The organism is Aestuariivirga sp. (assembly GCF_041738905.1).
In the GTDB taxonomy this organism is placed as follows: domain Bacteria; phylum Pseudomonadota; class Alphaproteobacteria; order Rhizobiales; family Aestuariivirgaceae; genus Aestuariivirga.
Genome location: NZ_JBGSOZ010000167.1, coordinates 38,995 through 62,361 on the forward strand (window position 1 = coordinate 38,995; position 23,367 = coordinate 62,361).

Sequence of the window (23,367 nt, forward strand, 5' to 3'; positions counted from 1 at the left end):
CGGAGACAGTGGATCAGTTCAGGCGTTCATGAGGAGGCGGCGTCTATGGCCCCCTCTGCCGCCTCCTCACTTGCTTCATCTTCAGGGGCATCCCCTCAGTTGCGGTCGGTCCGCAAGGCAAGGCCTTTCCGCGCAAGCGACAGCAGGCAGCGGCCGGCGATGGCTTCAGCCAGAGCGGCATTCTGCCGGGCCGCCAGCACAGTGGCGCCGAGCGTATTTCCGGCAGTTACGAGGTCGCCGAGGCTCCAGGCCCGGAGCTGGGCCTGGATCGGCCGTTGCCGCTTGAAGAAGACCGGAGGCCGCGCCGAGCGCAGGACCTGTTCGGCCGAAGCACCCTTCTCGATTGCAAGCTTGAAATCCTGCAACCTCATCGCCTGCCCGTGCACCACCATGAGCAGGCGTCCCGCATCGGTTCCGCCCCGCACCAGATCCTGGAACAGCCTGTCGGTTTCCTCGACACCGCCGCTAAACACGCTTTCAGCAAGATCGTCGGGCGTGGACCCGCTGTCATTGCCGCAAACCGCCTCGACGTCCTCGAGGCTCACCCGTTGGGCACCAAGGCAATAGAGCGCCAGTTTCTCGGCCTCGCGGCGGACCAGTCCGCGCGATGTTCCGGCGAGTTCGATGAAACGGTGCAGTGCGTCGGGTCCGATCTGGAGGTCGTCTTTTGCAAGCAACTGCTCCACGAGACCCGCGATTTCACCAGGCTCCGCTTCGTAGAGCGGCACCACCACCGCATGCGTGCTTTTCTCGAAGGCCGTCCTGAGCTGCGACGACCTGGTGAGCGCACCAGCTTCGGCGATGATGAAATTTCCGGAAATCTTTCCTTCAAGAACCGGAAGAACCGCCTTCAGGAACGAATCACCCGCTCCCTTGATCCAGACGGCCTTGTTGCCGCCGAACATCGACATCGACTGCACCTCGTCAGCCAGCCGGCCGGGGTCGGACGACAGGTCCTGATCCTGCAGCGCAGTGACGGAAAACGGGTCGTCGAGCGAACCGGCAATCCTCTTCACGGCCCGCTGCGCCATCTCGCGGACCGCATCCGGCTCGTCACCATAGATCAGCAGCGCAAAGACTTCAGGGCCCGGCTTCCGAAGGAAGGCGTCAAAGCCCGAGGACCTCAAAGCCGTCATGGCTCAGCTGAACGGGACGCAAAATAGGCCGCAAGCCGCGTGCGGATGTCGCCGCTCACCTCATGCGCGGCGCGCTCCGTGGCATTGGTCTCGGCCTGGAGGTCGGCGAAGGGTTGGCGGATCACATCGAAGCTGGCCTGCGAGAAGGTCTTGCCCTGGTGAAGAGTCTTTCCCGTCGACCGCTCGATCAGTTCGAAGCTGACCGACAGGTTGATGGCCTGCCGCGTCACGTTGGGCTGCTCTTTCTTGATCATGCCCGTGTTCCGCACGACGGGCTTCAGCAGCAGCGTATAACGGTCCTCGCCGGAGCCGGACCGCATCGAGGAGATGAGGTCATTGCGAATCAGCTGCCCGACACGGTCGGACGCCTCCGGGATCGACACCGAGGCCAGCGTGGCGCTGACGCCCGCCGTCTCGGCGGTCGATCCATAGAGGGGCTTGTAGCCGCAGCCGCCGAGGGCGAGCGCAGCCAGGACGATGAGAATGGCGGGTGCCTTGCGCATCAGCCGACAATATTGGCGATACGGTCGGGCACCACAATCACTTTCTTGATGGCACGGCCTTCGAGCGCGCGAGCGACGCTGTCGAGACCGCGCACCTTGGCCTCAACCTCGGTGGCAGGGGTTCCCTTGGCGATGGTGATCTCGTCGCGGCGTTTGCCGTTGACCTGCACGGCAATCGTCACATGGTCATCGGCCACGAGTGCGGGATCGGCCTTGGGCCAGGGCGTGTCGACCACGTAGCCGGGCTTGCCCAGTGCCTGCCAGCATTCCTCCGCCAGATGGGGCATCATGGGCGCTGCCATCAGGATGAGGAACTCGGCAGCCTCATGCAGTGCCGCCGCATCCGCCTTGGCGGTGATCGCCGTGCCCAGTGCATTGGCGAGTTCGTAGATGCGCGCGATGGCGCGGTTGAAGCGCAAGGACGACAAGTCGTCGGTCACCGCATGCAGCGCCTTGTGGGCCATGCGGCGAAGCTGCAGCGATTGTGCCGCATCGCCCGTTCCCGTCGCCTGCGCCGCGTCATTGACGAGCCGCCAGATACGCTGCGTGAAGCGCCAGGCACCTTCAGCCCCTGACTCCGTCCACTCGATGTCACGTTCAGGCGGCGTATCTGATAGCATGAACCAGCGCGCCGTATCGGCGCCGAAGCGGGCGATGATGTCATCGGGATCGACGACGTTCTTCTTCGACTTCGACATCTTCTCGACGCCGCCCACTTCCAGCGGCTCGCCGGTTTGCGCGTGAACCCACTTGCCATCCTGGTTGACTGCATCGGACGGCAGCACCCATTCACCCGTCAGTGTACGGAAGGTTTCGTGGATCACCATGCCTTGCGTGAACAGGCTCTCGAAGGGCTCCTTGATATCGAGGTAGCCCGTGGCCGTCATGGCGCGGGCATAGAAGCGCGAATAGAGCAGATGCAGGATCGCATGTTCGACACCGCCGATATACTGGTCGACACCCATCCAGTATTTCGCGGCCTCGGGCGTCACCGGCACGTCGGCGTGCGGCGAACAGAAGCGCGCGTAATACCACGATGAATCAATGAAGGTGTCGAAGGTGTCGGTCTCGCGCCGCGCGGGGCTGCCGCAGGACGGGCAATCGACATGCTTCCATGTCGGGTGATGTTCCAGCGGGTTGCCGGGCTTGTCGAAGGTGACATCCTCCGGCAGCGTGACGGGAAGCTGCGCCTGCGGCACCGGCACGATGCCGCATGACGCGCAGTGGATGATGGGGATCGGGCAGCCCCAGTAGCGCTGGCGCGACACGCCCCAGTCGCGCAGGCGGAAGTTCACCTTGCGCTCGCCGATGCCCATCTTCTCCATGCGGGCGGCGATCTCGGCCTTGGCATCGGGCACGCTCATGCCATCGAGGAAGTCCGAGTTGATGAGGACTGTATTGTCGCCCTCTTTCTCGACGAAGGCTTCGTTGCCTACGGTAAAGGCCGCGGCATCGTCGCCCTTCGGTGCCACCACCGGTATGACCGGCAGGCCATACTTCCGGGCAAAGTCGATGTCGCGCTGGTCATGCGCGGGGCAGCCGAAAATGGCGCCTTCGCCGTATCCCATCAGCACGAAATTCGCCGCGTAGACCGGCAGCTTCACATCGGGGCGGAACGGATGGCGCGCAAAAAGGCCCAGCGCATAGCCCTTCTTTTCCGCGCGCTCGATCGTCTCTTCCGATGTGCCAAGTGCTGCGACTTCGCGGCGGAAGGCGGCCAGGCCCTCGTCACTTGCGGAAAGCCGCTTCGCCAGATCATGGTCGGCTGAAATCGCACAGAAGCTGGCACCGAAGATGGTGTCATGACGCGTCGTATAAACCGTGAGGCGCTCGTTCAGCAGGGTGCCGCTGGCATCCTCGAGCGCGAAGGAGAAGCGCATGCCCTCCGAACGGCCGATCCAGTTCTTCTGCATCAGCCGCACTTTTTCCGGCCAGCGCGTGAGACCGTCGAGAGCAGACAAAAGTTCGTCGGAGTATGCCGTGATCTTGAGGAACCACTGCGCCAGCTCGCGCTTCTCGACCAGCGCGCCGGAGCGCCAGCCGCGGCCATCAATCACCTGCTCGTTGGCGAGCACGGTCATGTCGACCGGGTCCCAATTGACGAGTGAAACCTTGCGTTCGACGAGACCCGCCTTGAGGAAGTCGATGAACATCGCCTGCTCGTGACGGTAATAGCTCGGATCGCAGGTGGCGATTTCACGGCTCCAGTCGAGTGCGAGTCCCATGGACTTGAGCTGGCGCTTCATCGTGGCGATGTTTTCATAGGTCCACGATTTTGGATGCACGCCACGCTCGATTGCCGCGTTCTCGGCGGGCATGCCGAAGGCATCCCAGCCCATCGGATGAAGCACATTGAAGCCCAGCGCCCGGCGGAAACGGGCGATCACGTCGCCCATCGTGTAGTTCCGCACATGGCCCATGTGGATGCGGCCCGACGGATAGGGGAACATCTCGAGCACGTAATATTTCGGGCGCGAGGCATCTTCCTGCGTCTCGAAGCTCTTGTTCTCGGTCCAGTGCGCCTGCCAGCGGGGCTCGGCTTCGCGCGGATTGTAGCGTTCGGTGCTCAAGATCGGCATCCTGTCGAATTCGGGAGGGTTCTGGCCCGTGCTGGTACCAGTCCTTGAAATGGCCTGCAAGCATGGCCTAAACGAGCCTCTTTCAAGGAGATTTCCCCATGGTCCACGAGGGTCTGAAGAAGGTGCTGAACGGGATCGCCACAGCAGCCCAGGCAGCGGGCCGGGAGGCGCAAGACATTACCCTGATCGCGGTCAGCAAAACCTTCGAGGGACCGGAGATCATCCCCGTCATCGAGGCGGGGCAAAGGATTTTCGGCGAGAACCGTGTGCAGGAGGCGAAGTCCAAGTGGCCGGCCCTCAGGATGCGCTGGCCGGAGGTGGAGTTGCACCTGATCGGCCCCTTGCAGTCCAACAAGGCAGCCGAGGCGGTGCAACTGTTCGACGCCATCCACACCGTCGACCGCCCGAAGATCGCCGAGGCCATCGCCAAGGAAATGAAGAAGCAGGGAAAGTCTCTGCAGCTCTTTGTGCAGGTGAACACCGGCCGCGAGCCTCAGAAGGCCGGGATCGACCCGGACGAGGCCGATTCCTTCCTGAAAACCTGCCGGGAGATTCATGGGCTCGAAGTCGAGGGGCTGATGTGCATTCCGCCAGCCGATGAAGACCCCGCCCCGCATTTCGCCCTGCTGGCGGACATTGCCGAACGCAATGGCCTGAAGGGCCTAAGCATGGGCATGAGCGGCGACTATGCCGCGGCCATCGCCGGGGGAGCCACCCACGTACGGGTGGGATCGGCCATCTTCGGCAGCCGCTAGATCACGATCTTCGTCTTGCGCCCGCAATAACGCAGGATCGTCCGCATGTCCTTGAGCGACACGGCGATGCAGCCGGCGGTAGGGCCACCATCGGGCTGGCGGAGGTGGAAGAACACAGCACTTCCATGGCCCTGAATACGCGGCCGCTCGTTGTGCGACAGCTCGACGACGACATCGTAGAGCCGGTCCTGCCGCTGCATGGTCTCGTGCGAGGTCTCGTAGGGGATGCGGACGAGGCGGTTGTAGTTGCGGTCGCCCACGGTTTCGCACCAGCCGTCATGGGCGCGCATCACCAGTGGCGTGAGGCTCGACTGCGGCGGCATGATCCGGTCGGCGCGGTAGAACAGCCGCCGCATCTGCCATTGGCCCTTGGGGCTTGCCCCGTCACCTTCGCGTTTGATGTACTTGCGGCCCGTGCGCCCCATGGAACACGGAAACTGGAGCTGGCCCACTTTCAGGATTCCGCGCGTCGCCCGCATGCTGATCGCGTGGACGTGAAGAGACTTGAGGGTACTGGTCACGTTGACGTGTCTTGCTCTTTGAACTTGAAAAGACGAAGCAACACCCTAACATCACGGACCGGGTGGGCAAGTCATTTCAAAGGGTTCGCCAGAGGATTCGCCATGAGCGCCACGAAGAAGATCATCATCATCGATGACGACGACATGCTCCGCGAGACGCTCAAGGAGCAGTTCTCGCTGCACGACGAATTCATCGCGACCGATGCCGCCACCGCCACGGCGGGCATCAAGGCGGTGAAGGCCGACCATGCCGACCTCGTCATCCTCGACGTGAACCTGCCCGACATGGATGGCCGCGAGGCCTGCAAGATCATGCGGAAGAACGGCTACAAGGGCCCCGTCATCATGCTGACGGCGCAGGCCTCCGAGTCCGACACCATCCTGGGACTCGACTCGGGCGCCAACGACTATGTGACGAAGCCCTTCCGCTTCGCCGTGCTGCTCGCCCGCATCCGCGCCCATCTCCGCCAGCATGAGCACTCGGAAGACGCGGTGTTCAAGGTCGGCCCCTATACGTTCAAGCCCTCGGCAAAGATGCTGGTCCGCGACGACAACCGCAAGGTGAGGCTGACCGAGAAGGAAACCGCGATCATCAAGTTCCTGCTGCGATCGGGCGAGCAGATCGTCGGCCGCGACGTACTGCTGCACGATGTCTGGGGCTACAATGCCGGGGTCACCACGCACACGCTTGAGACCCATGTCTACCGTCTGCGCCAGAAGATCGAGCGCGACCCCTCGCATGCCGAGATCCTGGTCACCGAGGGCGGCGGCTACAAGCTCGTCCCCTGAACTCATTACCTGATCTCTTCTCGCCTGAACTTGGCCCCTTGGACTTGGGACCTGCTCTCATGTAAAGCAGGATCAAAGGGATTCGGGGTCACATGGGCTGGGAAACCGTGACGCGGCTTCGGTCAAGCCGCGCTGGATGAGTGTAAGGGCGGATGCGGAAACGTTCCGGAGCATTCCGATTTTTTCGGAGTGCGAGACCGTGCATCTGCAGCTCCTCGCCTTTTCCGCGGTGCGCCAGAGTTTCGAGGCCGGCGATCTCATCATCAAGCAGGGCCTGAAGGGCGGGGCCGCCCATCTCATCCTGAGCGGCCGCGTCGATATCTCGACCGACTCCTCTGGCCGCATCGGGTCTGCGGGGCCAGGCGCCCTTCTGGGCGAAGTCGCGATGATCGGTGACAGTCCCTATGCCATTTCGGCCCGCGCGACCGAGGCTGTCTCAACGGCAAGAATCGACCGCGATCTGTTCATGCGGGTGGCGCGCGAATATCCGGAATTCGGGCCTGCGGTCTTCTCGGCCCTTGCCCGCAAGCTCGACGGCGCCATGGCCGACCTGTCGGACGTGCGCCGGACCTTCGAGAACGCCAAAGGCTTCAGGACGCTATAGCCCGAAGCGGGCCATCACCGGCACATGGTCCGAGGGCTGCTGCCAGCCGCGCGCTTCACGCAGGATGTCGATCGACTTGCACTTCGGCGCCAGTCCTTCCGTCGACCAGATGTGATCGAGGCGGCGGCCCTTGTTGGCGGCATCCCAGTCCTTGGCGCGATAGCTCCACCACGTATAGAGCTTCCTGTCTGCCGGAACATGCTGGCGCATGAGATCAACCCACTGGCCGCGTTTCTGGATGCGGAGCAGGCCTTCGGTCTCGATGGGCGTGTGGCTGACGACCTTGAGGAGGTCCTTGTGCGACCACACATCGTGCTCGAGCGGCGCGATGTTGAGGTCACCCACCACGATTCCCTCATGGCCCTTCGGCACGCAATCCGATCCGAACCAGTCTTCAAGCTCGTCGATGAACTGGAGCTTGTGGGCGAACTTTTCATTGATCCTGGGGTCCGGCTCGTCACCGCCCGCCGGCACATAGAGATTGTGGATGGTGACGGGCTTCGCGCCTTCGACCGTCACTGAAATGTGACGGCAGTCTTCCTTGGCGCAGAACGGCTTTGTCGACTGCGCGAGAAAGGGCCGGCGCGACACGATGGCGACGCCGTGATAGCCCTTCTGGCCGAACTCGGCGATGTGCTCGTAACCGAGTTCACGGATCGGTCCCGAAGGAAACTGGCCCTGCGGGCACTTGGTCTCCTGAAGGCAGAGCACATCGGGCTTCCAATGTTCGAGAAGCTTGGTGACCAGACCGATACGGAGACGGACCGAGTTGATATTCCAGGTAGCGACTGAGAGGCTCATGGCAGAAGCCAATAGCCCCGTGGGACGCGCCTGCGCAAGTGGCGCCGTCGGAAGGCCTCAGCGGTCCTTCTTGTCCACCCGGTCGATCTTGACGACGAAGAGTTTGGGATCGTTCTTCACCCCGGCCTCGACGTTTTCAAGCGTCACCGTGGTGCGGCGGCCCTTGCCGTCAATCACCACCCACTGCTGCAGCGCCTTGCGGGCCTGGTCGAAGACGAGTGTCAGCTGGCCATTGCCGAGTGTGGTTTCCTTGTCCTCGAGTGTCACCGCGATCAGGCCGTCCTGCTCCTCGAGATTGAGAATATGGGTATCCTTCGCGATATCGACCTTGTTGCCGAGCACCAGCCGGAGCGGCGTCTGCGATAGCGGGAACTGGTCGCCCTTTTCCTTCTTGGTGTTCTTGACCGTCAGCCACTTGCCGTCGGACACGATGAGGAACGGATTGGGCGGCGCATATTCAAACCGCATCTTGCCCGGCTTCGAGATGAAGAACACCCCGCGCGACAGGTTGCCCTTCGGGCTGATCTGCGTGAACTCGCCCTGCATGGTCTTGAAGCTGTTCAGATAATCGGAAATCTGGTCGATGGAAGCTGTCTGCTCGGGGGAAAGTTTCATGGGCTTGGCGGCCGACGCAGGAAGCACCATGGCGGCGAACACAAGAGCCATGACGGCACGGCGGGTAAACTGCGTAAGAATGGTCATCCTGCTCTTTCCGGAATCGGGGCTGAACATGCCCCGCTGTGTAGGTGATCGCTTCGTTATCCGCAAGAACGGGCCGATTTTGAGGCGGCCTCAGACGCGGGCGCTGTCTCCCGGCACCAGAATCTCGCGTTTTCCCGTGGCATTGGCCGCCGAGATCACGCCTTCCTTCTCCATGCGCTCGATGAGGCTCGCGGCCTTGTTGTAGCCGATCTGCAGGCGGCGCTGCACATAGGAGGTCGAGACCTTCTTGTCGCGCAGCACGACGGCCACCGCCTGGTCGTAGAGATCGTCGCCGGAGCTGCCGCTGTCGCCGCCGCCCATGGCGCCCGGTTCGCCATAGGCGCCCTCCTCGGGCTCCTCGGTGACGGCTTCGAGATACTGAGGCGCTCCTTGAGACTTGAGGAAGCTGACGATGTGCTCGACCTCGTCATCGGCCACGAAGGGCGCATGGAGGCGCGAGATGCGGCCGCCGCCAGCCATGTAGAGCATGTCGCCCTGGCCAAGCAATTGTTCGGCACCCTGCTCACCCAGAATGGTGCGGCTGTCGATCTTGGACGTCACCTGGAAGGAAATGCGGGTGGGGAAGTTGGCCTTGATGGTACCGGTGATGACGTCGACCGAGGGGCGCTGTGTTGCCATCACCACGTGAATGCCGGCGGCGCGCGCCATCTGCGCCAGTCGCTGGACCGCGCCTTCAATGTCCTTGCCCGCGACCATCATCAGGTCGGCCATCTCGTCGATGATGACGACGATATAGGGCATGGGCGTCAGGTCCATGCTCTCCTTCTCGAACGTCGGCTCGCCCGATTCAGGATCGAAGCCGGTCTGGATGGTGCGCGAGATCTCCTCGCCCTTGGCGGCGGCCTGCTTCATGCGGGTGTTGTAGCCATCGATGTTGCGGACACCGACCTTCGACATCTTGCGGTAGCGGTCTTCCATCTCACGAACCGCCCACTTCAAAGCCACGACGGCCTTGCGCGGATCGGTGACGACCGGTGCAAGCAGATGCGGAATTCCTTCGTACACGGACAATTCCAGCATTTTGGGGTCGATCATGATCAGTTTGCAGCGCTCCGGCGGAAGCCGGTAGAGCAGCGACAGGATCATGGTGTTGATGCCGACCGACTTGCCAGAGCCCGTGGTGCCGGCGATGAGCAGATGCGGCATGCGGGCCAGGTCGGCGAAGACCGGCTCGCCGCCGATGTTCTTGCCGAGTGCGATCGCCAGGTTGAGGCTCGACTTCTCGAAGGCCTCGGAGCCCAGCATCTCGCGGAGGTAGACGGTTTCGCGCTTGATGTTCGGAAGCTCGATGCCGATGGCATTGCGGCCCTGCACCACCGCGACACGCGCAGAGATGGCGCTCATCGAGCGGGCGATGTCGTCGGCCAGGCTGATGACGCGCGATGACTTGATGCCGGGTGCGGGTTCGAGCTCATAAAGCGTCACGACCGGGCCGGGCCTGACCTTGATGATCTGTCCCTTGACGCCGAAGTCGTCGAGGACGCCCTCGAGCATGCGAGCGTTCTGTTCCAATGCTTCATCAGAAAGATCGGCGGGTTTCCCCACGCGCTTGGGCTCGGCCAGAAGCGTCAAAGGCGGAAATTCGTATTCATCGGAAGGTCCGAAGGCGAGGCCGGGCTGCACGTCCTTCCTGAGTTTCTTGCCCTGCTTGATGGGCTTGTCAGTGCGCGAGACCTTCGGGGCAGGCGGCGGCTCGGCCTCTTGCTCTTCCTCCTCGTAGTAGCCTTCCTCTTCGTAGGCCTCTTCAGGAGCTTCTTCAGCTTCTTCCTCATACTCCTCTGCCTCAGGAGGTGGAGCGGCACGGCGGGACGAGGGAGACAGCACGGGCTCTATCCGAGCGGACTTCTTGGACGGCTTGCGGCCAGAGATGTCATGCTGGGGTGCCAGCCTGCGGATGATGTCGTCTTCGGAACCCCTTTCTTCAGGCTCTGCTTCGGCGCGGCGAAGTTCGCGCCAGCGGCTCCAAAGGCCGCCCACGCCACTTAAGGCGGACGAGACGAGGTTGCGGCCACGGCTCTGGGCCACGTTCACGCGCTGCACGGCTTCGGCGCGGGCAAGACCCAGGGCACGCAGGCCCAGTGTTACGGATGCCGCCAGCATCACGCTGCCCGCAATGAGCTGAGCGATGGGGCCTGCGATGCCGAAGCTGAGGATCATGAGGATCAGGTTGTGGATGACATCGCCCGCATTGCCGCCAAGCCCCGCGACGAGCGACCAGCTCAGCGGAACCGGCACCGCCGAGAGTGCCGCACTGGCCGCAAGCACGCAGCCGAGCCATGAGGCGACCGAGCGGATGGGACGGCTCACGCCCTCATGCGACAGGAAGGCCACGGCCCAGCGCATGGGTATGGCGATGAAGGGCAGGACGCCCAGACCGAAGAACTGCATCAGTTCGTCGGCGATGACGGCACCCGGATAACCCAGCCAGTTGCGGGCCGGAGTATCGAGCGCATGGTTGAGGGAAGGGTCATCGACCGACCATGACGCGAGGGCGACGCCCATCGCGATGAGCAGGATGAACAGCACGGCGCCGGTAAATTCGAAGAGGCGTTTCTTGAAAAAGATGCGGACGGCTGCCGGCACGGCGCTGTCGTCGGTGTCGTATGAAGGGTGATACGCCATGCAAATCTCCACCGGGGCGACAGTGTCTCCCGGGCCACGCCAATTCGTCGTGCACAGTCTGGATGGTCATGGTTAAGGTGCCGTAAAGCAGAAGGGCCCGGATGAACCGGGCCCCTCGCATTCTGTGGATATGTAGTCGGTCAGCTGTTGTGATAGGCGACTTCGCCGTGGCTCGGCTGGTCGAGGCCCTGGGTTTCCACTTCGGGCTTGACGCGAAGGCCGACGACAACATCAACGATCTTGAACAGGATCGCCGAGGCGACGCCGCTCCAGACCACGGTGATCACGACGGCCGTGAGCTGGATCATGAACTGTGCGCCGACCGCATAGTCATCACCCTTGATGCCACCCAGAGCGCCCGCGCTGAAGAATGCGGTTCCAAGCGCGCCAACAATACCGCCGACACCATGGATGCCGAAGACGTCTAGAGAGTCATCGTATCCGAGCTTATTCTTCACCACGGAGACGAAGAAGTAGCAGACGACACTGGCGAGGGCACCCAGAGCGATGGCACCGACAGGACCGATGGTGCCGCAGGCCGGCGTGATTGCCACGAGACCCGCGATCATGCCCGATGCAGCGCCGAGCATCGACGCCTTGCCGCGATGAAGGGTTTCGATGAGGCTCCATCCCACGATGGCGCCTGCGGTTGCAACGAATGTGTTGATCATCGCAAGCGTCGCACCGGCATTCGATTCAAGGTTGGAACCGACGTTGAAGCCGAACCAGCCCACCCAGAGGATAGATGCGCCAATGAGGCAGAGCGGCAGGGAGTGCGGGGCCATCATGTCCTTGCCATAGCCGCGGCGCGGGCCAATCATGATGCAACCGACGAGTGCCGCGATGCCGGCATTGATGTGGACGACGGTGCCGCCGGCGAAGTCGATGGCGCCCAGCTTGAAGAGATAGCCATTGGCATCCCAGACCATGTGCGCGACCGGGAAGTAGACGACTGTAGCCCAAAGCACCGAGAACAGGACCACGGCCGAGAATTTCACACGCTCGGCGAAGGCGCCGATGATGAGCGCCGGTGTGATGGCGGCGAACGTCATCTGGAAAGTGATGAAGAGGTATTCGGGGATAACCACGCCTGATGTGAATGTCGCGGACATTGATTCCAGCGTGACACCCTTCAGGAACAGCTTGGCAAAGCCGCCGAAGAACGCGTTTTCACTGCCGCCGAAAGCGAAGGAATAGCCGTAGACGACCCACACCACCATCATCACGGCGGCGATCATCGTCGTTTGCATCAGGATGGAGAGGATGTTCTTGGCGCGGACGAGTCCACCGTAGAACAGCGCGAGGCCCGGGAGTGCCATGAACAGAACGAGCAGGCTCGATGTCATCATCCAGGCGACGTCGCCCTTGTCCATGATTGGCGCTGCGGGCGCGGTTTCCTGCGCGAGAGCGGGCAAGATGCCCGCGAGGAGCACGGCCGTGGCCACGGCCAGCGACCTTGCGGGTTTGTAAACACCAAACGTCATATGTCTTACCCCTTGTTTCTTTGTCAGAGCGCTGCGGCGCCGGTTTCGCCGGTGCGGATGCGCACGGCCTGTTCGAGCGGCAGGACGAAGATCTTGCCGTCACCGATCTGCCCGGTCTGGCCGGCCAGCTGAATGGTTTCGATGACCCGGTCCGCGATGGCCTCGTCCACGGCCAGCTCGAGCTTGACCTTGGGAACAAAGCTCACCGTGTATTCGGCACCGCGGTAGAACTCGGTATGGCCGCGCTGGCGCCCATGACCCTTCACTTCGGTGACGGTTATGCCCTGGATGCCGAGCCCCCCGAGGGCTTCGCGCACCTCCTCGAGCTTGAACGGCTTAATGATTGCGATCACATATTTCATGCACCACCCCTTGTGTGTTGTGATGCAGTGCAAAACAAGAAGCGTGCCAGATTCACTGAATCAGATAAGCTTTTGAAAAATCATGATATTGTGACTCTGGCCGAATTCTTTCCAGAATGTTTACGCCGTAAAAGAAGGCAGTTTTTTTCATTTGCCCTAATTATGTGCAGAATGATCCGCGACGACGCACCGCCTGTAATCGGTAAGGAAACAGTCTGAAAAGCAATCATGTCCAAACCATCCGATATCATCGTCATTGGCGCAGCCCTGAACGGGCTTGCAGCTGCCCTGGCCCTTGGCGGGAGACGCGCAAAGCGCCCGCTGGACGTCGTCGTGGTCGATGCGAAGGACCCCCGCGGCTTCGCCCGCAACAGCTTCGATGGTCGCGCCTCCGCCATCACGGCCGCCGCGCGCCGCATGTTCGAGGCACTCGGCATCTGGCAATCGGTGGCCAGCGAAGCCCAGCCCATGGCGGAGATCATCGTCACCGACAGCACAAGGCCCGGCGATGCCCGCCCCGTGCTGCTGCAGTTCGGGCCAGATGACATGAAGGGCGGCCCATCCGCCCACATGATAGAGAATCGCCATCTCTATGGCGCCATGCTGGATGAAGCCCTTGCATCGCCCCGCATCCGCTTCGTGGTGGGCGAGAAGGTCGAGGCCTACGACTTCGGGCCAGGTCTCGCCGCTGTCACGCTGGCGGACGGAACCACGCTGCGCGCCTCGCTGATCGTCGCGGCCGACGGGCGCAACTCACCGGCCCGCGAGGCAGCCGGCATCAAGCTTGTGGGCTGGCCCTACGACCAGATGGGCCTCGTGGCTACGGTCGAACACGAGCTGCCCCATGAGGGCCGGGCCGAGGAACATTTCACGCCGTCCGGACCATTTGCCATCCTGCCGCTGCCCGGCAACCGCTCCTCGCTGGTCTGGTCGGAGCGGACCGCTGAAGCAGAGCGTCTTCTTGCGCTGGAGCCTGACGCGTTCGAGGAAGAACTGCGGCTGCGCTTCGGCACGCACCTCGGCACGGTCAACATGGTTTCGGGCCGCCATGGCTATCCGCTTGCCATGTACGTGGCCGATCGCTTCACCGGCCCCCGGCTGGCGCTGGCGGGCGATGCCGCCCACGTGCTGCATCCGCTTGCCGGATTGGGTTTCAACTTAGGGCTGCGCGACGTGGCGGCACTGGCCGAATGCATCCACGATGCGGCGGCACTGGGGCTCGACATCGGCAGCGAGGCCATACTTGACCGCTACACCCAATGGCGCCGATTCGACACGGTAGCGACGGGCGCGGCCATGGATGGCATGAACCGCCTCTTCGCCAACACCAATCCGGTGCTGACGCTTCTGCGCCGGGCCGGGCTGATGGCGGTGAACCGCATGGGCGGCCTGAAATCGGTGTTCGTCTCGGAAGCAGCGGGCATTTCCGGCGCCTTGCCGAAGCTGCTGCGGGGCGAACAGGTGTGACGCGGGCAGGCCTCAGCCCCGGCTGAACCCCGCGGCGGCGATCTTGTCGAGATAGGCCTGCCAGATCGTCTCGCGTTCGCGCCCGAGCTTCAGGAGGTAGGGCCAGGTGAAGAGCCCCGTGCTGTGGCCATCGTCGAACACGATTCGGACAGCATAGGTGCCGATGGGCTCCAGCCTTGCGATCTTCACCTTGAGCTTGCCCCAGACCAGCTGTTCCTGGCCGGGCCCGTGGCCCTTCACTTCGGCGCTGGGACTCTCCACGCGAAGATACTCGGCATCGAGCTGAAACCTTTCACCCGTGTCGAAGCTGACGGCGAGATGGGTTCCGCCTGACCTCAGGCGCAATTCCTCCGGCCACGGATCACTCACGGCCGATCTCGCGTGCCTCTTCGGCCAGCATGATCGGAATGCCGTCGCGGATCGGATAGGCGAGGCCGGCGGCCCTGGAAATCAGTTCCTGGCGCGCCGCGTCATACTGGAGCCTGGTCTTGGTGACGGGGCAGACGAGTAGTTCCAGCAGGCGGGGATCGGTGCGGATGTCGGCCATGGTCACTGCAGCCGCGGCTTGCCGCCGGGCGACATGCGCCGCAGGGCCACTTCGGTGAGCGCCACCAGAACATCGGCACGGGCCTTGAGGTCGGGCGCCTCCAGCAACGCCTGCTTTTCCTGCGGCGGATAAGGAGCCAGCAGCGAGAGCGTATTCACCAGCACCTCCGTCGAGGCGGCATCGACCTGCCCCCAGTCGGCATTCATGTTGTTGGCGTCGAGATAGTCGCGGAAGGCCTTGAGTAGTGCCGGCCTGTTGACTTCGCTTGCACCCGGATCGCTGACGAGATCGACGGCGAAAGGATGATAGTTTGCAATCACCTGGCGGTAGGGTGTGGTGACGGCCAGTTCTTCGACAAGCTGGAAGCGGCTGACACCGGTCAGCGTGATCACCATGCGATCATCGGGCGTCTCGGCATAGGACGTGATCCGGCCCACGCATCCGACCTTCAGCAGGGACGGGGCATCGGCATCACTCTGCTCGGGGACGGGCTGTATCATTCCGATCAGCCTGTCCGTCGAGAGCGCGTGATCGATCATCGCGAGATAGCGCGGCTCGAAAATGTTGAGCGGAAGATCGGCGCGCGGCAGCAGCAGCGCCCCGGACAGCGGGAACACCGGGACGCGCTGTGGAAGATCGGCGGGGCTTCGATAGCGGTCGAGAAAGCTCATGGCACCTCTCAGGAGAACAGGACGGAGGACAGCTTGCGGCGCCCGGCAAGCGTGAACTCGTCCTTCGGACCCCAGGCCTCGAAGAACTTGACCAGCTGCTTGCGTGCCGCTTCTTCGTTCCAGCTACGCATCTTGCGTATGATGTAGATCAGTTGGTCGGTGGCTTCCGCGCGTTCATTCGCACCATTGAGCAGGATTGAAAGATCGAGCCGGGCCTGGAAGTCGTCGGGGTTCTTCTCGATCTGGGCCTTGAGCGTCCCAATCTCGGATACGTCGACCGGGTTTAGCGCAAGCTCGAGCGAAGCCTTGACGCTGAGCACGTCCGGATCATTGGCCTTGGCTGGCGGCACCAGCGCGAGCGTGGCCTGCGCATTCTCAAGATCCCCCATGGCAATCTGGCAGCGCGCGAGACCGGCGATCGCGCCCACATGCTCACGGTCGACCTGCAGGACCTGAGCGAATATCTGTGCCGCCGTCTCGATATCCTGGGCCTCGAGAGCGGCGCGGCCCTCTGCGACCGCAGCCTCGATCTCCTCGGCCATGCTGCCCTGGCCGCCGAGCTTGTCCACGAACTGCTTCAACTGGCTTTCAGGAAGTGCCCCCATGAACCCATCGACCGGCTGCCCGTTGACGAAGGCATAGACCGCAGGGATAGATTGGATGCGCATCTGTGCCGCGAGCTGCTGGTTCTCGTCCACATTGATCTTCACCATGCGGACCTTGCCGTTGGCTTGCTTCACGACTTTCTCGAGCGCCGGGCCGAGTTGCTTGCACGGCCCGCACCACGGCGCCCAGAAATCGACGATCACGGGTGTTGTCCGGGATGGCTCGATCACATCCTGCATGAAGTTCTGGGTGTTCGAGTCCTTGATCAGGTCTCCCGCCGTTGCACCTGCAGCCTTGCTGCCATCGTTCTGGCCGCCAATGATCATGCTCATGGATTATCCCTCAATCTGAATTCATCGTCCTAGATGGAACAAATGACCTTGTTTTTCAATGCGCCAGGTCAAGCCACCGCGACGATCCTGGGCTCATGGCCCAGAGACCGGATGAAGGTGACGAGATCGGCCGAGCGGATGGTGGTTGTCGCGGTATTCTGCAATGGATGATAGTTCAACAGTTCATGCGCCATCATGGCGGCATCGAGCACCACGTTCACCCGCTTGTCCGTGTCGTTGATCAGGCCGAAGGGCGTCACCGAGCCGGGCTCGACGCCCAGAACCTCCATCAGCAAGTCGGGTTTCCCGAAGGACAGCCGCCGCGAACCAATCCTGGCGGGGGCCGCCTTGAGGTCGATCTGCGATTCTTCGAGGCAGACGATAAGCCAGATGTTGCCCTTGTCGTCCTTGAGGAACAGGTTCTTGCAATGCCCGCCTTCGATCTCGCCGCGCAATGCGCGCGCCTCCTCGACCGTGTAGACAGGGGCGTGATCCTTGGTTTTCGTCTCTATTCCCAAGGACTTGAAGCGTGCAAGCAGATCGTCGCGGGTCGCGGGCATGGCGGCCGTTTTTCCTCTGAAAGTGATGTAGCAAGGTTGTTCTTGCATTTGGCAGGGAGTTAGGCAATAACGCGCGCACCTACCGGCCACTCGCCGGTTTCGGATATGGAAGCGGGCGTAGCTCAGGGGTAGAGCATAACCTTGCCAAGGTTAGGGTCGGGCGTTCGATTCGCCTCGCCCGCTCCAATCTTCTCAACGTCATGTATGATCAATTCCAGCCGGCTTGCCTCGCAGGCCGGAATTCTATTTCAATATGGCCTTGTCGATCAGCTTGAAGAACAGCGGATACGGCAAGAGCCGCGCGAATTTCAGGATCGCGGCGAAGCGGCGGGGATATGCCACTTCGAACCGGCCGGACGCCAGGCCTTCGATGGTGCGCCTCGCTGCCTCGTCTGCCTTCATCAGGAACGGCATCTCGAAATCATTCTGCGCGGTGAGCGGGGTTTCCACGAAGCCCGGATTGATCACGCTGATCCTGACGCCCTGCCGGCGAAACTCCGGGTAAAGAGATTCCGCGAGATTGATCAGGGCAGCCTTGGTCGGCCCATAGGCCGCCGCCTTCGGCAGGCCGGCATAGCCAGCAACCGACGCGATCCACGAGATATGCCCGCGTCCTTGCTCCGTCATCCGCGGTGCAAGCGCCGCAAGGCAGTTGACCACGCCCATGTAGTTCGTGGTCATCATATGCGCGAAATCTGCGGGGTTGATCGAATTGACATCAACTGGTGCATAGGTTCCGGCGCCGAAGATCGCGAGGTCAACGGGTCCAAGTTTCGACTCGATAAGATCAACCGCCGTTCGTGTTGAAGAGGCGTCGGTTACATCCAGGGGGACCGCAAGAACGTTCCCTCCCAGTCCTGCCAGTCTTTCGGCAGAGCGCGCAGAGGCCGCGACCTTGACGCCCGCAGCGGCGAGCTGAAGGACAATTTCGCGGCCTATGCCGGTCGACGCACCTGTGACCCAGACGGTCCGCCAGGGCAGGTTTTCAGGCAATGTCAAATGCCGACGAAGGGCTGCATGATGCGGGCGGCGAGCGACTTGAAGCGCGTGGGCCTCTCGGTGGCGACGAGGCAGATGCAATCGCCGTCCTGCTCCACGATCGGCTTGTGCTCGATCTCCTCATCGAGATCGGCAACATCGCCACGTGCGAAACGGCCCATGTGGTCGATGTAGGCGCCCTTCAGCACCAGCGTGATCTCTTCTCCGCCATGACCATGTTCCGGCATGGCCCGCCCGGAACCGATACGCAGCAGCTTGAGCTGGCCCTTCGCATAGGAGGGCAGCCTGACATCGCACATCGACACGCCCGGCGCCTTCTTCTTCCAGGCGATGTCGTCGAATGAAGTCACATTCAGGAGGCGCACAAGGGGTACGGGAAGCTCGGAATGCGGAGCAGGCACCGGCAGCCGGTGCAGCGTCGCCTGGTCGAGGGCCGTCAGGGTGCGGGCCCGGCAATCGGCGGAGATTTTGGTGTCGTCCAGGCGCGCAAGCAATTCGCCACCCAGGGCCTCGGCCTCATGTACGGCCTTCCGGCAGACCGGGCACATGGCAAGATGCGCCGCAGAAACGATCATGAAAGCCTCGTCCAGGGTACCCGCCGCGTAGGCGAGGACGGTGCTGCTGTCGAGATGATGTGAAGGTTTCAAAGTCCGGTCTCCAGGATGCGGCGCAGATGGCCATAAGCCAGTCGCATGCGCGATTTGACGGTTCCAAGCGGTATGGCGAGTTTCGTGGCAATCTCGCTCTGGGGCATGTCTTCCACGAAAGACAGGATCAGAACCTGGCGCTGCTCGTCGGGAATGTTCTTGAGCGCCTTCGCGACCAGTCCATCCTCCTGCTTGCGGCCCAGCAGTTCTTCCCCCTCAGGTGCGTCCGACGGCTCGTCGTAGTCTCCAAGCTCGGTCATCGGCATGTGCACGTCGCGCCGTATCCGGTCGATCCTGAGGTTCCGGGCGATGGTGAACACCCAGGTCGTCACCGAGCCTTTCGTGGGTTCGTAAAGACCGGCCTTTTTCCACACCGCGATCATCGCTTCCTGCACCAGATCCTCGGCCAGTTCAGGCGAGGTGTTCTTCCGCATCATGAAGCTCTTGAGGCGGGGCGCAAAATGGTCGAACAGCTGGGCGAATGCCTGCCGGTCGTGATTTTGAGCCACACGCTTGATCAGGGCGCGGAATTGGGTTTCCTGCCTCTGCTTCTCCTGATCCTGCTTCTTGTCTGCCGATTCCATGACGGCCAACATAACATTGTTTCCCCTGTTCAGCGCAGATTACGGCTTCTCCGGGAGACCGGATCAATGATCCGGGCGGCGGCGCAAGGCGTAGCAGACCGCAATAAGGGGCTCTGAATTGCAACCACGACATATCGCCGTCATCGGCTCCGGCATCTCCGGCTTGTCCGCTGCCTGGCTCCTGTCCCAGCGGCATCGCGTCACACTGATCGAGGCTGACAACAGGCCGGGCGGCCATTCCAATACCGTTGACTGCGACATCGATGGACGCGACGTGGCGGTGGACACGGGCTTCATCGTCTACAATCCGCCCGCCTATCCGAACCTTGCCGCGCTGTTCGACCATCTGGGCGTTCCGACAGCGCCCTCCAACATGAGTTTTGCCGTTTCGATGGGCAATGGTGCGTATGAATATGCGGGCTCCAGCCTGCTTCAACTTGTCGGGCAGGCGCAAAACCTGCTGAACCCCGGCCACTGGAGCCTGATGCGGGACATTCCCCGCTTCTTCAAGACCACGCTGGCCAAACTTCCGAGCCTGCCCGATGACGTTACGATCGCGGAGTTCCTGCGGGCCGAGAAATATTCCGACTATTTTCTGAACCGTCACCTGCTGCCCATGGCGGGCGCCATCTGGTCTGCGGCTCCGGGTGACATGCGGGACTATCCCGCCAAGGCCTTCTTGAAGTTCTTCGACAATCACGGACTTCTGAAACTCACAAACCGGCCGTTATGGCGTACCGTAAGGGGGGGCTCGCGCGAATATGTTTCCCGCATCATGCGCGATGGCCTTTTCGAAACGCGCCTGAGGACCCCGATCAGGAGCATCCGCCGCACTGAATCCGACGTTGTCGTACAGTCAGCCGAAGGCGAGGAGCAGGTCTACGATGACGTGGTCATCGCTGCCCATGCTGACCAGGCGCTGGCACTTCTGGCGGATGCCAGTCCGGAGGAAGGCCGCGTGCTGGGTGCCTTCCGTTATTCCCGCAACCGTGCCATTCTTCACCGTGATGAACGCCTCATGCCGAAACGCCGCCGCCTGTGGTCCAGCTGGAACTATCTGTCCGCGCTGCCGCCGGCTGCGGCCTCGACCAGTTCTGTGACTTACTGGATGAACGCGCTGCAACCCCTTCCCGTCAAGGCACCGGTCTTCGTGAGCCTCAACCCCGCTGAAGAGCCGGATCATTCAAGGGTGCTGGCGGAGTTCGACTATGCGCACCCTGTCTTCGACCCCGCGGCCATGGCGGCCCAGCGCGAACTCTGGAAGCTCCAGGGGCTGCGGCGGACCTGGTTCTGCGGCGCCTATTTCGGATCGGGCTTCCACGAGGACGGTATCCAGGCCGGGCTTGCGGTAGCTGAGCAATTGGGCGGCGTCAGGCGACCCTGGTCGGTTCAGGGCGAGTCCGGGCGGATTCATCTGGCTGCCACGTCCGCCCCGTCGCTCCGCCATCCGGAAGCGGCCGGATAGAATGGCAGAGACCTGTCTATACGAGGGTGAGGTCGTGCATCGGCGGCTCAATCCGGTGCGCCATGTGCTCCGTTACCGGGTGTTCAATCTTTTTGCGGATGTCGACCAGCTCGCCAGCACCAGCAAACGCCTCCGGCTGTTCAGCTACAACCGGATAAACCTGTTCTCCATCATGGACAACAATCACGGCCCAGGGGACGGCACGCCGATCCGCGACCACGCCTGGCGGCTTGTGCGGGAGGCGGGAGCCGGCGGGGACGTAAAGCGGATCTTCATGTTCTGCTATCCAAGCGTCTTCGGCTATGTGTTCAACCCGCTCACGGTCTATTACGGTTTCGATGCCGAAGACCGCCCGCGCCTGATGATCTATGAAGTGAACAACACCTTCGGCGGCCGCCATTCGTACGTCGTGCCCGTGGGCGAAACGCTGTCGCAGTCGGCGCCAAAGCATTTCTTCGTTTCGCCTTTCAATGCGGTTGAGGGCCGCTATGACTTCCATTTTTCGGCCCCGGGGGAGAAGATGGCGCTGGGCGTTGCCCTGACGGTCAATCAGAGGCCCATTCTCAACGCCTATGTCAGCGGTGTGAGGCGCCCCCTCGATGACCGCAATCTACTGCGCTCGTTTCTGGGTCTTCCCTTCCTGACCTTCAAGGTGATCGGTGCAATCCACTTGCAGGCACTGCGGCTCTGGTGGAAAGGTCTTCGGCTGAAGCCTCGCCCCGAGGCTCCAAACCACACCGTCGACATCTTGCCTGAGGTCAGTACCAAACCATGAGTTCCGATACGTTGCCGACCCACGAGGGCATTCTCGGCCAGATCATCCACTCCATCGGCAAGAAGCTCCTTCCGGGCGATCTCAAGGGTGGCATCGCGCTCACGCTGCCGTCTGGCGCGCGGCACATGATCGGCTTCGAGCACCCCGGTCCCGCCTGTGACTTGCAGGTCAGAAACTACCGCCCCGTCTGGAGCGCCATCAGGCGCGGCGCCGTCGGATTTGCCGAAAGCTACATGGTCGGCGACATCGACAGTTCGGACATTACCGCCGTGCTGCGCTTCTACCTGCAGAACCGCGACACGCTGGACAGCGCGGCGGGTCCTGTCTTCTACAAGAGCCTGTTCGACCGCCTGTTTCATCTGATGCGCGCGAATACCAAGGCCGGGTCCCGGCGCAACATCAGTGCCCACTATGATCTCGGCAATGATTTCTATGGCCACTGGCTTGACCAGACCATGAGCTACTCCTCGGCGTTTTTCGGGAAAGGCGCCCAGAACCTCGAGGCTGCACAGGCCGCGAAATACGATCTGGTTCTCAACGCCCTCGAACTTGGCAAGCCCTCGCGCATCCTCGAAATCGGATGCGGATGGGGCGGCTTTGCGGAGGTGGCGGCGAGCCGCGGCCATGAAGTGACCGGCCTCACCATTTCGCGCGAGCAGCTAGCATTTGCGGAAGCACGTCTTGGCGGAAAGACCGAGCTGCGCTTCGAGGATTACCGCGACAACACGGGCCGCTACGATGCCATCGCCTCGATCGAAATGATCGAAGCCGTCGGTGAAGCGAACTGGCCCACATATTTCCGCGTGCTGCACGACAGGCTCGAACCCGGCGGCTGCGCGGCGGTACAGGCCATCACCATGGACGAGCGATTCTATCCCGGCTACCGCAAGACCACGGATTTCATCCAGCGTTACATCTTTCCGGGTGGCATGCTGCCCACGAAGGCGATCCTTGCCGAGCAGGCGGCGCGCGCAGGGCTTGCCTTCGAGACGCTCCAGACCTTCGGCACGGACTACGCCAGGACGCTGGCGCTGTGGCGCGACCGTTTCGAATCCTCGTGGAGCAGCATCGCGAGGCTCGGGTTCGATGAAACCTTCCGCCGCCGCTGGCGCTACTATCTATGTTACTGCGAGGCGGGCTTCGCCGATCACGCCATTGATGTTGGGGTCTACCGTTTCCGCCGGCCGAAGTGATCGGCTTCAAACATGTCCACGTAGTCCGGACATGCTCAAGCGCAACGAAAATGCCAGCTTCGATCTCCTCGCCTTCTTCGAGGGGCGTACCAATGCTTCAGGGGTGTTCGAAGACAGGTCGGGACGCATCAAGCGCCGTTTCACTGTCGGCCTTGTCGGTATTGCGAGTGGCAACACCCTCATGCTGGACGAGGATTTCCTGTTCGACGACGGAGAGCGCCAGCACCGGACCTGGTCGCTGACACGCGGTGACTCCCAGAACTTCACCGGCACGTGCGAGGATGCAGTATCGGTGGCACACGGACGCTTCGATTCCGGCAGGGCCTACCTCGTCTCGGAGCTTCGCCTGGCCGTAGGCAGCCGCATGATCGCAATGACATTCGATGACGTCTTCTATGAAACAGGCGATGGCACCGTGCTCAACCGATCCACGGTGAGCAAGTGGGGCATCAGGCTGGGGCAGGTTCTCATAATTTTCCGGAAGTCCTGATCAGCGGTCTGCATAAACCCGCATTCGCCAGATGACATACTGATTTGTGGCGGCATTGCGCCGATTCAGGTATAATTATCAGCAGTTTAACCTGAACCATATGAGGCCATCATGGAGAACCCAGCGGGTGAACCGAATGATAGTACTCTGCG

General features: G+C 62.2%; 25 protein-coding genes and 1 tRNA gene. 9 read left to right on the forward strand and 17 right to left on the reverse strand.

The genetic code is table 11. The features are described 5' to 3' along the window. Nucleotides 1–95 precede the first annotated feature (95 nt). Genes holA through leuS form a run of 3 tightly spaced genes read right to left on the reverse strand, consistent with a single transcriptional unit; the run spans nt 96 to nt 4,209 of the window. Nucleotides 96–1,136, reverse strand: a complete 1,041-nt coding sequence (holA, locus tag ACEW8Q_RS15975; RefSeq protein WP_373505047.1) for a DNA polymerase III subunit delta — start codon at nt 1,134–1,136, stop codon at nt 96–98. Then, nucleotides 1,133–1,639 carry an LPS assembly lipoprotein LptE gene (lptE, locus tag ACEW8Q_RS15980; RefSeq protein WP_373505048.1) on the reverse strand — a complete coding sequence of 169 codons (507 nt, stop codon included), beginning with the start codon at nt 1,637–1,639 and terminating at the stop codon, nt 1,133–1,135. Before lptE ends, holA begins: the two co-directional genes overlap by 4 nt. Further along, nucleotides 1,639–4,209 carry a leucine--tRNA ligase gene (gene leuS, locus ACEW8Q_RS15985; protein WP_373505049.1) on the reverse strand — a complete coding sequence of 857 codons (2,571 nt, stop codon included), beginning with the start codon at nt 4,207–4,209 and terminating at the stop codon, nt 1,639–1,641. The genes lptE and leuS overlap by 1 nt, the downstream gene beginning before the upstream one ends. A 107-nt stretch (nt 4,210–4,316) precedes the next feature. On the opposite strand from leuS, the gene ACEW8Q_RS15990 reads away from it, so the two are divergent. After that, the gene (locus tag ACEW8Q_RS15990) at nt 4,317–4,973 is read left to right on the forward strand and encodes a YggS family pyridoxal phosphate-dependent enzyme (protein WP_373505050.1); all 657 of its coding nucleotides are present in this window, start codon (nt 4,317–4,319) and stop codon (nt 4,971–4,973) included. Here ACEW8Q_RS15990 and ACEW8Q_RS15995 read toward each other — a convergent pair. Further along, a complete protein-coding gene (locus ACEW8Q_RS15995; RefSeq protein ID WP_373505051.1) occupies nt 4,970–5,494 on the reverse strand; it encodes a L,D-transpeptidase in 525 nt (174 codons plus the stop codon). The genes ACEW8Q_RS15990 and ACEW8Q_RS15995 overlap by 4 nt on opposite strands. A 102-nt stretch (nt 5,495–5,596) precedes the next feature. On the opposite strand from ACEW8Q_RS15995, the gene ACEW8Q_RS16000 reads away from it, so the two are divergent. Together ACEW8Q_RS16000 and ACEW8Q_RS16005 are read left to right on the forward strand one after the other, a co-directional pair. Then, on the forward strand, nt 5,597–6,283 hold the full coding sequence (locus tag ACEW8Q_RS16000) for a response regulator transcription factor (RefSeq protein ID WP_373505052.1): 687 nt from the start codon (nt 5,597–5,599) through the stop codon (nt 6,281–6,283). Between the two features lie 199 nt (nt 6,284–6,482). Then, entirely contained in the window at nt 6,483–6,887 is a 405-nt protein-coding gene (locus ACEW8Q_RS16005; RefSeq protein WP_373505053.1) for a Crp/Fnr family transcriptional regulator, read from the forward strand. Here ACEW8Q_RS16005 and ACEW8Q_RS16010 read toward each other — a convergent pair. The 5 genes from ACEW8Q_RS16010 to ACEW8Q_RS16030 all read right to left on the reverse strand — a co-directional run bounded on the left by ACEW8Q_RS16010 (nt 6,882) and on the right by ACEW8Q_RS16030 (nt 12,879). Beyond that, the gene (locus tag ACEW8Q_RS16010; RefSeq protein WP_373505054.1) at nt 6,882–7,688 is read right to left on the reverse strand and encodes an exodeoxyribonuclease III; all 807 of its coding nucleotides are present in this window, start codon (nt 7,686–7,688) and stop codon (nt 6,882–6,884) included. The two genes, ACEW8Q_RS16005 and ACEW8Q_RS16010, sit on opposite strands and share 6 nt — an antisense overlap. A gap of 57 nt (nt 7,689–7,745) precedes the next feature. After that, on the reverse strand, nt 7,746–8,390 hold the full coding sequence (locus ACEW8Q_RS16015) for an outer membrane lipoprotein carrier protein LolA (RefSeq protein WP_373505055.1): 645 nt from the start codon (nt 8,388–8,390) through the stop codon (nt 7,746–7,748). A gap of 90 nt (nt 8,391–8,480) precedes the next feature. Continuing rightward, complete coding sequence (locus ACEW8Q_RS16020; RefSeq protein ID WP_373505056.1) at nt 8,481–11,033, reverse strand: DNA translocase FtsK 4TM domain-containing protein; 2,553 nt, start codon at nt 11,031–11,033, stop codon at nt 8,481–8,483. Between the two features lie 140 nt (nt 11,034–11,173). Then, nucleotides 11,174–12,517 carry an ammonium transporter gene (locus ACEW8Q_RS16025; RefSeq protein WP_373505057.1) on the reverse strand — a complete coding sequence of 448 codons (1,344 nt, stop codon included), beginning with the start codon at nt 12,515–12,517 and terminating at the stop codon, nt 11,174–11,176. A 23-nt stretch (nt 12,518–12,540) separates the two neighbouring features. After that, complete coding sequence (locus tag ACEW8Q_RS16030; protein WP_373505058.1) at nt 12,541–12,879, reverse strand: P-II family nitrogen regulator; 339 nt, start codon at nt 12,877–12,879, stop codon at nt 12,541–12,543. A 228-nt stretch (nt 12,880–13,107) separates the two neighbouring features. Here ACEW8Q_RS16030 and ACEW8Q_RS16035 point away from each other — a divergent pair, with 228 nt between their 5' ends. Continuing rightward, complete coding sequence (locus ACEW8Q_RS16035) at nt 13,108–14,346, forward strand: FAD-dependent monooxygenase (RefSeq protein ID WP_373505059.1); 1,239 nt, start codon at nt 13,108–13,110, stop codon at nt 14,344–14,346. Between the two features lie 12 nt (nt 14,347–14,358). Here ACEW8Q_RS16035 and ACEW8Q_RS16040 read toward each other — a convergent pair whose 3' ends face one another. The 5 genes from ACEW8Q_RS16040 to ACEW8Q_RS16060 all read right to left on the reverse strand — a co-directional run bounded on the left by ACEW8Q_RS16040 (nt 14,359) and on the right by ACEW8Q_RS16060 (nt 17,062). After that, nucleotides 14,359–14,715, reverse strand: coding sequence for a gamma-butyrobetaine hydroxylase-like domain-containing protein (locus tag ACEW8Q_RS16040; protein WP_373505060.1), 357 nt, complete (start codon nt 14,713–14,715; stop codon nt 14,359–14,361). Beyond that, complete coding sequence (locus ACEW8Q_RS16045) at nt 14,708–14,893, reverse strand: Trm112 family protein (protein WP_373505061.1); 186 nt, start codon at nt 14,891–14,893, stop codon at nt 14,708–14,710. The genes ACEW8Q_RS16040 and ACEW8Q_RS16045 overlap by 8 nt, the downstream gene beginning before the upstream one ends. Before the next feature lie 2 nt (nt 14,894–14,895). Continuing rightward, entirely contained in the window at nt 14,896–15,564 is a 669-nt protein-coding gene (locus ACEW8Q_RS16050; RefSeq protein WP_373505062.1) for an LON peptidase substrate-binding domain-containing protein, read from the reverse strand. A gap of 8 nt (nt 15,565–15,572) precedes the next feature. Beyond that, nucleotides 15,573–16,502 (reverse strand): thioredoxin, encoded by a 930-nt coding sequence (trxA, locus tag ACEW8Q_RS16055; RefSeq protein WP_373505063.1) that lies wholly within the window; start codon nt 16,500–16,502, stop codon nt 15,573–15,575. A 68-nt stretch (nt 16,503–16,570) separates the two neighbouring features. After that, nucleotides 16,571–17,062 carry a prolyl-tRNA synthetase associated domain-containing protein gene (locus ACEW8Q_RS16060; RefSeq protein WP_373505064.1) on the reverse strand — a complete coding sequence of 164 codons (492 nt, stop codon included), beginning with the start codon at nt 17,060–17,062 and terminating at the stop codon, nt 16,571–16,573. A gap of 111 nt (nt 17,063–17,173) precedes the next feature. Between ACEW8Q_RS16060 and ACEW8Q_RS16065 the strand changes: the two genes are divergently transcribed. Beyond that, nucleotides 17,174–17,248: transfer RNA gene (locus ACEW8Q_RS16065), tRNA-Gly, on the forward strand. Nucleotides 17,249–17,305: 57 nt separating this feature from the next. On the opposite strand, the gene ACEW8Q_RS16070 is transcribed toward ACEW8Q_RS16065, so the two are convergent. The 3 genes from ACEW8Q_RS16070 to ACEW8Q_RS16080 are packed head-to-tail and all read right to left on the reverse strand — an operon-like array spanning nt 17,306 to nt 19,292. Continuing rightward, on the reverse strand, nt 17,306–18,055 hold the full coding sequence (locus ACEW8Q_RS16070; protein ID WP_373505065.1) for an SDR family NAD(P)-dependent oxidoreductase: 750 nt from the start codon (nt 18,053–18,055) through the stop codon (nt 17,306–17,308). A 2-nt stretch (nt 18,056–18,057) separates the two neighbouring features. Then, nucleotides 18,058–18,708: a ChrR family anti-sigma-E factor gene (locus ACEW8Q_RS16075; protein ID WP_373505066.1), complete on the reverse strand. Its 651-nt coding sequence runs from the start codon at nt 18,706–18,708 to the stop codon at nt 18,058–18,060. Beyond that, nucleotides 18,705–19,292, reverse strand: coding sequence for a sigma-70 family RNA polymerase sigma factor (locus tag ACEW8Q_RS16080; RefSeq protein WP_373505067.1), 588 nt, complete (start codon nt 19,290–19,292; stop codon nt 18,705–18,707). The genes ACEW8Q_RS16075 and ACEW8Q_RS16080 overlap by 4 nt, the downstream gene beginning before the upstream one ends. 118 nt (nt 19,293–19,410) lie before the next feature. On the opposite strand from ACEW8Q_RS16080, the gene ACEW8Q_RS16085 reads away from it, so the two are divergent. From ACEW8Q_RS16085 to ACEW8Q_RS16100, 4 genes are read left to right on the forward strand one after another with little or no spacing between them, the layout of a single operon-like run. Further along, nucleotides 19,411–20,757: an NAD(P)/FAD-dependent oxidoreductase gene (locus ACEW8Q_RS16085; protein ID WP_373505068.1), complete on the forward strand. Its 1,347-nt coding sequence runs from the start codon at nt 19,411–19,413 to the stop codon at nt 20,755–20,757. Nucleotide 20,758: 1 nt separating this feature from the next. Further along, the gene (locus ACEW8Q_RS16090) at nt 20,759–21,532 is read left to right on the forward strand and encodes a DUF1365 domain-containing protein (RefSeq protein WP_373505069.1); all 774 of its coding nucleotides are present in this window, start codon (nt 20,759–20,761) and stop codon (nt 21,530–21,532) included. Next, a complete protein-coding gene (locus tag ACEW8Q_RS16095) occupies nt 21,529–22,725 on the forward strand; it encodes a class I SAM-dependent methyltransferase (protein WP_373505070.1) in 1,197 nt (398 codons plus the stop codon). Before ACEW8Q_RS16090 ends, ACEW8Q_RS16095 begins: the two co-directional genes overlap by 4 nt. A 31-nt stretch (nt 22,726–22,756) precedes the next feature. Next, a complete protein-coding gene (locus ACEW8Q_RS16100; RefSeq protein ID WP_373505071.1) occupies nt 22,757–23,215 on the forward strand; it encodes a DUF3833 family protein in 459 nt (152 codons plus the stop codon). The last annotated feature ends 152 nt before the right edge of the window (nt 23,216–23,367 follow it).